This window comes from Vibrio hepatarius, from assembly GCF_011806575.1.
Taxonomy (GTDB): Bacteria; Pseudomonadota; Gammaproteobacteria; order Enterobacterales; family Vibrionaceae; genus Vibrio; species Vibrio hepatarius_A.
This window is the reverse complement of record NZ_JAATOO010000002.1, coordinates 246,448-258,748: the sequence shown is the minus strand read 5'-3', so window position 1 is coordinate 258,748 and position 12,301 is coordinate 246,448. Positions and strand designations below refer to the sequence as shown.

At 48.1% G+C, this 12,301-nt stretch carries 13 protein-coding genes and 6 tRNA genes; 3 read left to right on the top strand and 16 right to left on the bottom strand.

What is annotated here, in order from left to right; translation table 11 throughout:
- From HCZ42_RS02690 to mutY, 10 genes are all read right to left on the bottom strand, one after another.
- A tRNA-Thr gene (locus HCZ42_RS02690) sits at positions 1-76 on the bottom strand.
- A 54-nt stretch (positions 77-130) separates the two neighbouring features.
- Positions 131-206: transfer RNA gene (locus HCZ42_RS02685), tRNA-Phe, on the bottom strand.
- 221 nt (positions 207-427) lie between these two features.
- A complete protein-coding gene (locus HCZ42_RS02680) occupies positions 428-2,053 on the bottom strand; it encodes a methyl-accepting chemotaxis protein (RefSeq protein WP_167419223.1) in 1,626 nt (541 codons plus the stop codon).
- Positions 2,054-2,548: 495 nt separating this feature from the next.
- Positions 2,549-2,624: transfer RNA gene (locus tag HCZ42_RS02675), tRNA-Asn, on the bottom strand.
- 40 nt (positions 2,625-2,664) lie between these two features.
- Positions 2,665-2,740, bottom strand: a tRNA-Phe gene (locus HCZ42_RS02670).
- 7 nt (positions 2,741-2,747) lie between these two features.
- Positions 2,748-2,823 (bottom strand) — tRNA-Thr (locus HCZ42_RS02665).
- Positions 2,824-2,877: 54 nt separating this feature from the next.
- Positions 2,878-2,953: transfer RNA gene (locus HCZ42_RS02660), tRNA-Phe, on the bottom strand.
- Between the two features lie 103 nt (positions 2,954-3,056).
- Positions 3,057-4,193 carry a membrane-bound lytic murein transglycosylase MltC gene (gene mltC, locus HCZ42_RS02655; RefSeq protein ID WP_167419222.1) on the bottom strand — a complete coding sequence of 379 codons (1,137 nt, stop codon included), beginning with the start codon at positions 4,191-4,193 and terminating at the stop codon, positions 3,057-3,059.
- A 119-nt stretch (positions 4,194-4,312) separates the two neighbouring features.
- Positions 4,313-4,585: an oxidative damage protection protein gene (locus HCZ42_RS02650; RefSeq protein WP_053408814.1), complete on the bottom strand. Its 273-nt coding sequence runs from the start codon at positions 4,583-4,585 to the stop codon at positions 4,313-4,315.
- Between the two features lie 9 nt (positions 4,586-4,594).
- Complete coding sequence (gene mutY, locus HCZ42_RS02645) at positions 4,595-5,659, bottom strand: A/G-specific adenine glycosylase (RefSeq protein WP_167419221.1); 1,065 nt, start codon at positions 5,657-5,659, stop codon at positions 4,595-4,597.
- 205 nt (positions 5,660-5,864) lie between these two features.
- On the opposite strand from mutY, the gene trmB reads away from it, so the two are divergent.
- From trmB to HCZ42_RS02630, 3 genes are all read left to right on the top strand, one after another.
- On the top strand, positions 5,865-6,584 hold the full coding sequence (gene trmB, locus HCZ42_RS02640; RefSeq protein WP_167419220.1) for a tRNA (guanosine(46)-N7)-methyltransferase TrmB: 720 nt from the start codon (positions 5,865-5,867) through the stop codon (positions 6,582-6,584).
- A gap of 110 nt (positions 6,585-6,694) precedes the next feature.
- A complete protein-coding gene (glsB, locus tag HCZ42_RS02635) occupies positions 6,695-7,615 on the top strand; it encodes a glutaminase B (protein WP_167419219.1) in 921 nt (306 codons plus the stop codon).
- Between the two features lie 29 nt (positions 7,616-7,644).
- Complete coding sequence (locus tag HCZ42_RS02630; RefSeq protein ID WP_167419218.1) at positions 7,645-8,271, top strand: DNA-3-methyladenine glycosylase family protein; 627 nt, start codon at positions 7,645-7,647, stop codon at positions 8,269-8,271.
- On the opposite strand, the gene hemW is transcribed toward HCZ42_RS02630, so the two are convergent.
- The 6 genes from hemW to proC form a co-directional block, all read right to left on the bottom strand.
- Entirely contained in the window at positions 8,268-9,449 is a 1,182-nt protein-coding gene (gene hemW / locus HCZ42_RS02625) for a radical SAM family heme chaperone HemW (RefSeq protein ID WP_167419217.1), read from the bottom strand. The genes HCZ42_RS02630 and hemW overlap by 4 nt on opposite strands.
- Entirely contained in the window at positions 9,449-10,051 is a 603-nt protein-coding gene (locus tag HCZ42_RS02620; RefSeq protein WP_167419216.1) for an XTP/dITP diphosphatase, read from the bottom strand. The genes hemW and HCZ42_RS02620 overlap by 1 nt, the downstream gene beginning before the upstream one ends.
- A 36-nt stretch (positions 10,052-10,087) precedes the next feature.
- Positions 10,088-10,519, bottom strand: coding sequence for a DUF4426 domain-containing protein (locus tag HCZ42_RS02615; RefSeq protein WP_167419215.1), 432 nt, complete (start codon positions 10,517-10,519; stop codon positions 10,088-10,090).
- A gap of 70 nt (positions 10,520-10,589) precedes the next feature.
- Entirely contained in the window at positions 10,590-10,880 is a 291-nt protein-coding gene (yggU, locus tag HCZ42_RS02610) for a DUF167 family protein YggU (RefSeq protein ID WP_167419214.1), read from the bottom strand.
- A complete protein-coding gene (locus tag HCZ42_RS02605; protein WP_053408805.1) occupies positions 10,880-11,437 on the bottom strand; it encodes a YggT family protein in 558 nt (185 codons plus the stop codon). Before HCZ42_RS02605 ends, yggU begins: the two co-directional genes overlap by 1 nt.
- 36 nt (positions 11,438-11,473) lie before the next feature.
- A complete protein-coding gene (gene proC / locus HCZ42_RS02600) occupies positions 11,474-12,292 on the bottom strand; it encodes a pyrroline-5-carboxylate reductase (protein ID WP_167419213.1) in 819 nt (272 codons plus the stop codon).
- Between the last annotated feature and the right edge of the window lie 9 nt (positions 12,293-12,301).

Here is a 12,301-nt window from a genome sequence, read left to right as displayed (position 1 = left end):
TGGTGCCGACTACCGGAATCGAACTGGTGACCTACTGATTACAAGTCAGTTGCTCTACCTACTGAGCTAAGTCGGCACACTTTATTCTTTTACTAACTGTTCGTGCAAAGCACCAACAATTAAGAAATTGTGGTGCCCGGAGGCGGAATCGAACCACCGACACGAGGATTTTCAATCCTCTGCTCTACCGACTGAGCTATCCGGGCGACGAGGTGTATTAAACGGCTTTTCGTGTTTAAGGTCAACACTAAAATGCAAAAAAAATATCGTTTGATGTTTTTCTATACTTAGTGGGCTGTTTTTGCTCATTTTGACAAAGAAGTGTATAGAGACCAATAGAAGTTATACGTACAAACACAGGAATAGTTTAACTTTGATCGGAAAAAAGCACGCCTTTAAGCGTGCTTTTTATTGTTTAAGAGGCTAATTACTGCTTAACCGTAAACTTGCTTAACCAGTTTTCAAGCTCATTTGCCATATGAGTTAAGGATTGTGTGCTGTTGTGGCTCTCTACTACGACGTTGCTCAACTTGGTGCCGCTCTCTTCTATCATATTGATACGTTGTGAAATATCGTCACTCACTTGTGTTTGTTCGGCCGCTGCGGTGGCGATTTGATGGCTCATCTGGCTGATTGTTTCTAGGGCAAACACTACCTGTTTCAGCGCCTCAGAAGCGTTCTGCGATTCAATTACAGTACTTTCACTGGTTTCAGCACAGATTTGCATGGTGCTGATCGCGTTGCGAGAGCCAGCTTGCAAATTGGTGATCATTTGCTGGATCTCTTTGGTGCTGTCTTGGGTTCGACCCGCGAGGTTACGCACCTCATCCGCGACTACCGCAAACCCGCGACCTTGTTCCCCTGCGCGCGCTGCTTCGATGGCGGCGTTAAGTGCTAACAAGTTGGTCTGCTCGGCGATGTCACCAATCACATCCAATACTTTGGCGATATTGTTCACGTCGTTGTCAAGGTTAGCCACGGCTTGGCTTGCGGTATTGAGTTCACCCGCTAACCCCTGAATGTTGTCTACTGTACTGTGGATCAACTGCTGAGTATGTTGCGATTGTTTATCCGCTTCGTCGGTGTTTTGCGCTGTATTACGCGCAGAATCGGCGACGTTGTTAGCGGAAGAAGCCATTTCTGTCATCGCGGTCGCGATCATTTCGGTTGATTGTTGCTGATAGTCGGTCAACTGACTAATGCTCTCTGAGCGATGCTCTACGTGGGACAGCTCGTTGCGTAGTGCGTGCATAGAGTTGTCAAGATTTGATACCAGCTGAGCAAGTGATTGGCTCATGTTCTGTACCGCTTCATAGATGCTACCTTCCGGTGCTTGCTGGGCAAAGCTCGCTTGAATATTGCCTTGTGCTACCGACTGTACCGCATTACGCACGTCTTGTGGCTCACCACCGAGTAAATTCAGCATGCGGCGGATCGAGAAAATCAAGATCGCTAATATCGCACTTGCGATGATGAAACACATCGCGAGCTTCCATTGTGCGGTTGACCAAAAGCGCGCGTTGACTTCATTGAAGCCGATACCGGTACCGACAACCCAGCCCCATACAGGCGTACGCTGTGCGATGGAGAGTTTATCTTCGATAGAGCCGTCTGCTTGTTTCTGGGTCCAAGTGTATTCGATTAGTTTTCCAGTCGAATTACCGAGTACCTTCTGAATGAGTTGACCCACACTATTGCCATCACCGTCTTTAAAGTCATTAAAGCTGGTGCCGTGTAACTGAGGGTCGAGTGGTGTGGCGACAAAGGTCATGTTTTCGTCGGCGACGTAAACGTACTCATTATCTTTGTAGATGTTATTGCGCAGTAATCGTGTTGCGAGAGCTTTCGCTTGGTTTTCTTCCAGTGTGCCGTCGAGTGACATCTTTTCCACTTCGGTCAGAATACTGTAGGCACTGTTGAACAACTCAGTAACTCGAGCTTTGTTGTCCAAGTTACTCGCTACGCGCAGGGTCCATAGACCAGATGCAGTGAGCGCAAGCAAAGAGGCAAGAATAATTGCTGATAATAAATACGCTTGTGTTTTTAGTTTCATCGTTTTTACTTCTCACATTGTAGTAATCGAGTAGGGCATGGATTACCGCGACTTCCGAGGTATGCATAAAGTAAAGCTGCCACTACAACTTTTGCATGACCAGATGATTTAATTCTTGCCTCGAAATAAGTCATATGCGAATTTTTTATTGAGATCTGAGATTGTAGTCACGACTGTTTTTGTAATAGCTGCGAATCGTGTGAAGTGTGCGTAAAAATTATCTGGAGGGTAGAGAGAGTTTTTTACCGTTGTCTTGTTGGTCGATGCAGCGGGCTAATGTATTTATTTCCGTATTGGTTGGCGACTGTTACTGGAGAAGCAAAAACGAAAAAAAGCCAAGTCGAAAGACTTGGCTTCTTAAAAGTGGCTCCCCATGTCGGGATTCAACGTGTCCGGCTAGTGCGGTCCGACGTTTCGGCTGAGGCATTGCTTTGGAACAAAACAGGAGCATTAGATACGAAAAAGCCTCATCGTGTGATGAGGCTTTCTCTAATATGGCTCCCCCTGCGGGACTCGAACCTGCGACATACGGATTAACAGTCCGCCGTTCTACCAACTGAACTAAGGGGGAATTATTTGTGTCACTTCTTTCGAAGTGAAGCACCAAATAATGGTGCCTCGAGGCGGAATCGAACCACCGACACGAGGATTTTCAATCCTCTGCTCTACCGACTGAGCTATCGAGGCAAAAGAATGGTGCCGACTACCGGAATCGAACTGGTGACCTACTGATTACAAGTCAGTTGCTCTACCTACTGAGCTAAGTCGGCACACTTTATTCTTTTACTAACTGTTCGTGCAAAGCACCAACAATTAAGAAATTGTGGTGCCCGGAGGCGGAATCGAACCACCGACACGAGGATTTTCAATCCTCTGCTCTACCGACTGAGCTATCCGGGCGACGGAGCGCTATTAAACGGATTTTCGGTCTTGCCGTCAACTTGTTTTTAGAAAAAAATTCAAAAAAGTGGTTAACTGCCGATAATTTAGGCGTTTTTGGCGCTTAAGTCTTACCTTGGTTAAATTGCTTTTTGTAATTGGTCACTTTTTCCAAGTATCGACGTGCTTCTGCATTCGGGTGTTTCTTCGTTAGCGCCCAATAAACCTGATTGGGTTGCAGTGAGTTTAAATCTCTCATCGCACGTTTTCGATCTTTACGGTTAAAGGTGTTCAATACGCCACCGGTACCGCCGTTGTAAGCTGAGATCATACTGTATTCCAGTGACGTTGGATGGTTCACGTCTCTTAGATAACGGTTTTTGAGAATATAGAAATAGGCTGTACCCGTATCGATATTGTTTTCCGGGTTAAACAAGTACTTCGGTGTCGGTTCACCAGAACGCTTCTTAACCAGTTTAAATACGTCACGTCCCGCGGTTTTCGGCACGACTTGCATTAGGCCATAAGCGTTTGCCCAGCTCACCGCATAAGGGTTGAAGCTGCTTTCGGTTTTGATGATCGCGTAGATTAGGTCTTCAGGAATATCATACTCTTGCGACGCGCGGCGCACGATGTCAGCGTATTTGTAACTGCGGATCTCAAGCTGCTCCGCCACCATAGGGATCTCGACGTAGTAGGCTTTTTTAAAATCGACGTCTTTGACTTTGATTTTGTTGGCGATCAGGTAGTCGGCGAAACGGTTAGCGCGCCATGACCACTGGATCGGCTGTCTGTCTTGGTCGACGACCTGACGGTAAAGGAAGGGTTGGCCTTCCAAGCGAATATCTTTAGAGGAGAACAAATCCACCTGCGCTGGGTCATCTGGCGTCAGTAGGGTGGTAATGATGGCATTTTTGAGGTGTCCTTTCGGGTCGGTTGGCGACACGGTTTCAATCGTTATCAAGCCTTTATCAAAGTTGACCTCTGAGCGACTCATGTAGTTATCGATGTATTTAACGTAGTTGCTCTTACCGGCAAACTTGACTTCACTTTTGCCCCAACGCTTTTCGATATTACCGGAGAAACTGTCGATCAGCGCGTCGAGTGCCGCGGTATCTTTCTCAAATTGTCCGGGTAATTCGGCCAGGTTGCGAGCAAAGCGGTTGGTAGGTTCGTAATTGACATCGTACATGCCTTCGATGAACTCTCGACTGCACCCGACTAGCGTCAATGCAAATAGCAAGTAAGCTAACTTTCTCATAAATATCTCAATACCATGCTATCGCTCCTCTAATCTACGATAGCGAGTCAGACTGGTACAAAAAAGACACCAATGCAACGCAGTGATGTCTTTCTTGAAACTATCCATCAAAAGGATGATTACTCGCTCGGTGGCGTGTAGCCTTCGATGTGCACGTCTTTACCTTCGAACAGGAAGTTAACCATTTCCGTTTCGATCAGTTTGCGGTGCTCAGGATCCATCATGTTGAGTTTCTTCTCATTGATCAGCATCGTCTGTTTGTGTTGCCACTCAGCCCATGCCTGCTTAGAGATATTGTCGAAGATGCGTTTACCCAGTTCACCCGGGTATAGCTGAAAGTCTAAGCCTTCGGCTTCTTTTTGTAGTCGAGCACAAAATACAGTGCGGCTCATGATGACTCCTTAAATATGTTCTGATTGAAGTTCAAACGGTAGGCTTTCCAGTAACTGTTTTACTGGAGCCGCCAAGCCGATCTCTTCAGGTTTGGATAAGTTATACCAAAGACCTTTGCTTCCTTCCATTACCACGTCGGGTTGCTTTGACAGCTCTACCAAAATTGGCGTGATATCAAGGTGGTAGTGACTAAAAGTATGTCTAAAGGCGATCAACTGTTTTTGCTCGCTGATATCTGGTGTTTGCACGCCGCGCAGCGAAAGTGAATGATCGAGTTCGGCATTGCTGTGTTCAGGAAAGCAGAATAAACCGCCCCAAATGCCCGATTGTGGGCGCTGTTCGAGCCAGATATGGTTGTCATGGTGCAACATGATAAACCAAGTCTCTTTTACCGGTTTCTCTTTCTTCGGCTTTTTACCCGGATAATCTAGCGGGTTACCTTGCTTGTTGGCGACACACATTGAGGCGATAGGGCATAGCGAACACTTAGGTTTGCTACGGGTACACACCATTGCGCCCATATCCATCATCGCTTGGTTGTATTTATCGACGTCGCTGTCAGGCGTGTGCTCTTCCGCGTGAAACCAGAGTTGGTTCTCGACCTTCTTTTGGCCCGGCCAGCCTTCTACGGCAAAACAGCGCGCCAGAGTGCGCTTAACGTTGCCGTCTAGGATCGCGTGTGGCTGCTTATAGACAGAAGATAGAATCGCCGCAGCAGTAGAGCGTCCGATTCCAGGAAGTGCATTCATCTGTTCGATATCGAGCGGAAACTCCCCACCGTACTGCTCAGCCACCATTTTGGCGGCTTTGTGCAAGTTACGCGCACGGGCGTAATAACCCAGTCCAGTCCACAGGTGTAAAACTTCGTCTTGCTCGGCGTTGGCGAGGTCTATCACGGTCGGAAAGCGTTCGAGAAAACGCTGGTAATAAGGAATAACAGTGGCGACCTGAGTTTGCTGAAGCATAATTTCAGACAACCAGACACTGTAAGCGCTCTTATTTTGTTGCCACGGGAGGTTTTTTCTCCCATAGGCGTCGTACCAATCTAATATGGCTTTAGCAAAAGGGGTCACGACTTGCTCTGTGTTTAATATTTGTATAGCAAAATTGCACCACAATTTAGGCAATTTGTACAACCGACAAAGTGTGTGGTTATCTTTGTGCAGTTATTCGAGCTATATGTCGCGCTGAATTTAGGGAAAAGACTTGCACCTGTGGCTATTCTTTGGATAATCACAATCCCTTTGAGTCGAGACCAATTTTTAGACAGGCAAAATCATGAGTGAAGTGACCACTAACGAATACAACGAAGACGGTAAACTGATACGCAAAGTTCGCAGCTTTGTTCGACGCGAAGGTCGTTTGACCAAAGGTCAAGAAAACGCGATGAAAGAGTGTTGGCCGACCATGGGTATCGACTACCAAGAAAAGCTTCTTGATTGGAAAGAAGTGTTTGGTAACGACAACCCTGTGGTACTAGAAATTGGTTTTGGTATGGGTGCATCTTTAGTCGAAATGGCAAAGAATGCTCCAGAGAAGAACTTCATTGGTATCGAAGTACATAGTCCAGGTGTGGGTGCGTGCTTATCGGATGCGCGTGAAGCAGGCGTCACTAACCTACGCGTGATGTGCCATGATGCGGTGGAAGTATTCGCGAACATGATTCCAAATAGCAGCCTTGCGACGCTACAACTGTTCTTCCCAGACCCGTGGCACAAAAAGCGTCACCATAAACGTCGTATCGTGCAGCTTGAGTTTGCAGAGATGGTGCGCCAGAAGCTTATCATCGGCGAAGGTATTTTCCACATGGCAACGGACTGGGAAAACTACGCGGAACACATGGTTGAAGTCATGAACCAAGCGCCTGGTTTTGAGAATATCGCGGAAGATGGTGACTTTGTTCCTCGTCCAGAAGAGCGTCCGTTAACCAAATTTGAAGCGCGCGGTCACCGTTTGGGTCATGGCGTGTGGGATATCAAATATAAGCGCGTAAAATAAGCACTTACTGCGCAAAGATAGTTGAATGACAAGGAAAGCCAACATTTCGCGATGTTGGCTTTTTTTGACTCTATAAGAAAAATAATAAGCCTTTGATAAATAGGTAAGTAATGAAACCAACAAAAGAAATTTTAGCTGAAATCCTAAGTGAAGTTCGTCCTCTTATTGGTCATGGGAAAGTCGCTGATTACATTCCCGCGTTAGCCAAAGTTCCGGCAGATAAGCTGGGGATCGCGGTATTCACTAATCGGGGGGAAGTGATCAAAGCCGGCGACTCAGATGAGTCATTCTCGATTCAATCGATTTCTAAAGCGCTGAGCCTGACCTTGGCGATGTGTCTCTATAAACCCGAAGAGATTTGGACGCGTGTGGGTAAAGAACCGTCCGGACAGGCGTTTAACTCGCTGATCCAGTTGGAGATGGAGCAGGGCATCCCGCGTAACCCTTTCATCAACGCCGGTGCGATTGTGGTGGCTGATTTGCTGAATAGCCGCTTATCGGCGCCGCGTCAGCGTTTGTTGGAGTTTGTGCGTCAGCTTTCTGGTGATACTCATATCTGTTACGACAAGGTGGTTGCCGCTTCAGAAATGATGCACAGTGACAGAAACGCGGCGATCGCTTATTTGATGCGCTCGTTCGGCAACTTTGAAAACGAAGTGATCCCAGTCCTCAACAACTACTTCCACGCTTGCGCGTTAAGAATGAGCTGTGTTGACCTCGCTAAAACGTTTAGCTATTTGGCCAACAAAGGGACGTCGGTGCAAACGGGTAAGCCGGTGATTACCCCAACGCAAACCAAGCAGCTCAATGCGCTGTTGGCAACGTGTGGTTTGTACGATGGCGCGGGTGAGTTCGCTTACCGAGTCGGTATGCCGGGCAAGTCAGGTGTTGGCGGCGGCATTATCGCCATCGTACCGGGTGAAATGACCATCGCTGTGTGGTCACCAGAGCTTGACCCTTCGGGTAACTCGCTTGCAGGTACTAAAGCGCTGGAGCTACTTTCTGAGCGTATCGGCCGCTCTATCTTCTAAACTTAAACTATTGCGCGTAAGGAGGCGATATGGCAAAGCAAGATTCGAAAAATATCCACGCAGATTTGTTGAATAAGCTGGTCGCGTATCCTGTGTTGCACGCAATGGTCAGCAACAACGGTCCACAGCATATCGAGAAGCAGCCGCCAGAGCAGTTCCTTGCGTATTTGAGCCGTGCGGTTGCGGGGCAGCAGCTGTCTGTCAACGCAGCGAAAACCATATGGCAGCGTGTAGAGACGCAGTCACAGCAAGCAGGACTGGATGCGCTGTTGGTGGACGAACACTACGACACACTCAGAAGCTGTGGTCTGTCTAACGCCAAGGTCAAAACTCTGCTAGGCATCAACCACGCGTTGAAAGAAGGCATTATCTGTCCGTCGGTCCACCAAAGCGACGACGCGCAGTTTATTACTGAGCAATTGGTGCAGCTATGGGGTGTCGGGCAGTGGACCGCCGAAATGGCGCTGATGTTTTTCTTTGCCCATCCGGATGTTTGGTCAAATGGAGATGCGGCGTTAAAACGTGGATTGGCGCGTATGGCTGAATTGCAAGGCGTCAGTGCTGAGGAGATCCTTCAGTCAGTGATGCCTTATCGTACTTACTTCGCCCTGCACGTATGGGAAGTGATGGACGCAGAGCTGATGAAAGAGGATTAGTTCTCTTCTTCAGCCATAAAGGCTTCGAGCAAATCGTTTAAAAATAGCTTACCTTTTTCGGTGATTTGCCAGTGTGTGTCAGACTCACTCAGGTAGCCCATCTCTTTTGCCCAGTCGATCGTCGACTGAATCGCTGCAAACCCTAGTCCAGTAGTCTCGATGAAGTCTTGTTTCGGGCACGCTTCCATCAATCTAAAACGGTTCATAAAGAACTCAAACGGACGGTCTTGGTTGGCGACATTCACTTCGCTATCTAAGTACGGTTTGACCATATTCTGATACGCCGCCAAGTAGCCTTTGGGGTGCTTCACTTTCGTGGTGCGGATGATGCGCCCATCAGCAAAACTTAACTTGCCGTGAGAGCCACAGCCAATGCCGAGGTAATCGCCAAAACGCCAGTAGTTGAGGTTGTGTTGGCACTGATAACCGGGTTTGCTGTAGCCAGATATCTCGTACTGTACGTAACCCGCAGCGGCTAGCTTTTGGTGGCCGAGCTCAAAAATGTCCCACAGGTCATCGTCGTCGGGTAACGTCGGCGGCTTGTAGTAGAACATGGTGTTGGGCTCTATGGTGAGCTGATACCACGACAAATGAGGCGGGTTGAGTTCTATCGCTTTATCCAAGTCTGCTAGAGCTTGCTCGACCGACTGGTCCGGCAAACCGTGCATCAAGTCGAGGTTAAAACTATTTAGACCGATCTTGTGCGCCAATTGGGCGGCATTGATTGCTTCATCCTGACCGTGAATCCGCCCCAATCTTTCCAGTTTTGATTGTTCGAAACTCTGGACGCCGATAGATATACGCGTTACCCCTGCTTTGCGGTAGCCAGCGAAACGTTCGGCTTCAATCGTGCCCGGATTCGCCTCCATGGTGATCTCAATCTCAGGCTTGAAAGGAATGCGCTGCTTGATGCCCGTCAGTAGCTCGGCGATACCTTCAGCAGAGATAAGACTTGGCGTACCTCCACCGATAAAAATCGAATGCAGCAGACGCGGATTCGCGTTGAGCTGGTAGCGTTCGATATCGCTGTCGAGGTCTTCTAAGAGCGCTGCAATGTATTGCTGCTCTGGGATTTCAGCTTTGAGCGCGTGTGAGTTAAAGTCGCAGTATGGGCACTTTTGCACACACCACGGGATGTGTACATACAGGCTTAAAGCAGGAGGCGTCAGTTGACTCATTATTGCTGCTCAGACAAGGTAGCAAACAGTTGCTTGAGCGCTTTGCCGCGGTGAGAAAGTTGTTTTTTGCGCACAGGTTCCAGCTCTGCAGAAGCACACTCATCTTCAGGGACGTAGAACACAGGGTCGTAGCCAAAGCCGTTCTCACCGTGAGGTCGCGTCAGGATACGGCCTTCCCACTTACCGTGGCAAACAATCGGAGTCGGGTCGTTTTCGTGGCGCATCAGTACCAGCACGCAGTGGAAACGAGCCGTACGCTCGGCTTCTGGTACACCTTGCATCGCGTCCAGTAGCTTTTCTAGGTTCTGTTGATCAGTAGCGTTTTCACCCGCATAGCGAGCAGAGTAAATACCCGGAGCGCCTTGCAGAAAATCGACTTCTAGACCTGAGTCATCGGCAATCGCAGCTAAGCCAGTTTCTTTCGCTGCATGGCGCGCTTTGATGATCGCATTTTCGATAAACGTCGTGCCAGTCTCAGCGACTTCCGAGACGTTAAACTCACTTTGTGCTATCACTTCAAAACCGAAATCCGCCAGTAGGTCGGCCATTTCACGGACCTTACCTTGGTTTCCCGTCGCTAATACAATTTTTTTCTCTTTCATCGATGACTCTTACTGATTGGTGCGGGAAGAGTAGCGCTACTCTTCCACGTAAAATTTCTGGGTGAACTTTAATGTGCCGTTGCCTTTAATACCAGCATTAACGTTGAGATCAAAGGTAAGACTTTCTTCTTCCGAAACTGGAAACTCTGCGAGGTAGTAAATCGCATTGCCTTCTTTGACTTCGCGGAAGTTAAGTGGGCGGATTTGACCGACTAAGTTGCGGCTATTACCGGAAATATCGGCGGTAATCGCCGGCTTTCCTGCCTGAGAGTTATCCAATACGCTGATGTTCAAAATAGCTGAATATCCGTTACGTTTCAGGCTGTAGTTTCTTGCCATTTCTGCGGTTAAAAACGTCGAGTTGAATGCTGAGTAGTGCACCTCAACGTCTTTGATATATTTAAACTGTTCTGCCCAACTTGGCATGGCAAACACGCTCGCGAGCAACAGTATTATCCATTTTTTCATAGTGCTTCCTTTTGCGACATTGTGCTTCAAACGTTTTGGTCGTTTGACGCTATCGATAAACAAAAAGCCATCAAAGGATGGCTTCAATTTCTTGCGGGATTTGTGCGGGAGAGTGAACCCTGACTTGTTTGTGCCGGCCCAACTCGCCTTTTTCTATGCTTATTAATCCCTTGGCCACTTTAAACTGTTTGGCTAGGTACTTACTCAGATGTGCGTTGGCTTTACCGTCAACAGGAGGCGCGGTGATGGCGATTTTCAGCTCGTCACCGTGCAGACCAACAATCTTGTCCCGACTGGCTTTAGGTTGAATATAAAGCCGCAGGACAAGGTCTGCGCCATCTTTCCAGACTGCCTTTATCATTATAGTCGGAACCACATCGGACCGATTAAGTCTCCGAGTAAAATGTTGGCGAATTGCAGCGCGATAAACAGCACTAGTACGCTCAAATCAAAACCGCCCATCGCAGGGATAACACGACGAATTGGTGCGAGCATTGGCTCTGTTAGCTGGTGGAAGACGTATTCGATGGGACTACGGCCTTGGCTCACCCAACTTAGGATTGCGCGAATCAATAGTACCCAGAACAGCAGTCCACCCGCCGCTTTAACCAGCGATAGTGCGCCGAGGAATAGGAAGTCCATGCTGAATGACACTGAACCGTTAGAAGCTATCAGGATTAAGACGACAAATTTCAGCACACACAATACGTATGCGAATAGCACCGTGGCTAAGTCGAGATTACCTACCGATGGGATCACTCGACGTAGCGGCCCAATCACCGGCTGAGTCGCTTTAACGATAAATTGTGAAAACGGGTTATAGAAGTCTGCACGTGCAGCCTGTAACCAAATACGTAGGATCACCACCATGATGTATAAATCAAAAAACGTGGAGATCAGAAAACTCATTGAATTCATGGGTTACCCTTACTTCGGTGAGCGATAAGCTCAATATTAAAATAGTTTTTCCATTTCTTCAGCACGAGCAACCGCTGCTTGCATCGCTTTTGCTACGATATCGGAAAGTTGGTGCTCGTTAAACGTGCGTAATGCTTCTGCGGTTGTGCCGCCTTTCGACGTGACTTGCTCGCGCAATGTCGATAATTCAGTGTCTGGGTTCGCCACTACCATGTTTGCTGCGCCAAGCGCTGATTGTTGTACCAGTAAGCGCGCGGTGTCTTTATCAAACCCTTGTGCGATGGCTTCCGCTTGCATTGCTTCCATAAACAGGAAGAAGTACGCCGGAGCACTGCCAGCCGCAGCAATAACGTTGTTGATGCCAGACTCTTGTTCGACCCAGCACACTTTGCCTACCGCTTGCATCAGCTGCGCAGCAAACTCTTTATCTTGTTGAGCTACATGCTCAGGAGCGAACAGACCGCTCATGCCCAAACTGAGCTGAGAAGGTGTATTTGGCATCACACGTACCAAGTTCAATTTGCTGGCGAGCATCTCGTTTAACCGCGAACAATTGATGCCTGCAGCGATCGAAATCACCAGTTTGTTGCTGAAATCGATAGATTGTAGCGGTTCACATACCTCTGCCATCATTTGTGGCTTCACAGACAAAACCACCACGTCGGCCTCTGTCGCAGCTAAAGCGTTGTCGCTGGTGGTGCGGATGCCAAAATCTTGCTCAAGTGGCAAGCGGCGTGTTTCTGAAGGCGCGGTTGCCACGATATTTTGCGCTGGATAACCATCTGCGACTAAGCCAGAAATAATGGCTCTCACCATGTTACCTGCACCGATGAAGGCAATCTTTTTATGTTCCATGTGTCTGTT

What these genes read in the sequence shown, in the direction of transcription:
- HCZ42_RS02680 (WP_167419223.1), bottom strand. Translation starts at nt 2,053, where the DNA reads ATGAAACTAAAAACACAAGCGTATTTATTATCAGCAATTATTCTTGCC.
- mltC (WP_167419222.1), bottom strand. Translation starts at nt 4,193, where the DNA reads ATGAGAAAGTTAGCTTACTTGCTATTTGCATTGACGCTAGTCGGGTGC.
- HCZ42_RS02650 (WP_053408814.1), bottom strand. Translation starts at nt 4,585, where the DNA reads ATGAGCCGCACTGTATTTTGTGCTCGACTACAAAAAGAAGCCGAAGGC.
- trmB (WP_167419220.1), top strand. Translation starts at nt 5,865, where the DNA reads ATGAGTGAAGTGACCACTAACGAATACAACGAAGACGGTAAACTGATA.
- glsB (WP_167419219.1), top strand. Translation starts at nt 6,695, where the DNA reads ATGAAACCAACAAAAGAAATTTTAGCTGAAATCCTAAGTGAAGTTCGT.
- HCZ42_RS02630 (WP_167419218.1), top strand. Translation starts at nt 7,645, where the DNA reads ATGGCAAAGCAAGATTCGAAAAATATCCACGCAGATTTGTTGAATAAG.
- hemW (WP_167419217.1), bottom strand. Translation starts at nt 9,449, where the DNA reads ATGAGTCAACTGACGCCTCCTGCTTTAAGCCTGTATGTACACATCCCG.
- HCZ42_RS02620 (WP_167419216.1), bottom strand. Translation starts at nt 10,051, where the DNA reads ATGAAAGAGAAAAAAATTGTATTAGCGACGGGAAACCAAGGTAAGGTC.
- HCZ42_RS02615 (WP_167419215.1), bottom strand. Translation starts at nt 10,519, where the DNA reads ATGAAAAAATGGATAATACTGTTGCTCGCGAGCGTGTTTGCCATGCCA.
- yggU (WP_167419214.1), bottom strand. Translation starts at nt 10,880, where the DNA reads ATGATAAAGGCAGTCTGGAAAGATGGCGCAGACCTTGTCCTGCGGCTT.
- HCZ42_RS02605 (WP_053408805.1), bottom strand. Translation starts at nt 11,437, where the DNA reads ATGAATTCAATGAGTTTTCTGATCTCCACGTTTTTTGATTTATACATC.
- proC (WP_167419213.1), bottom strand. Translation starts at nt 12,292, where the DNA reads ATGGAACATAAAAAGATTGCCTTCATCGGTGCAGGTAACATGGTGAGA.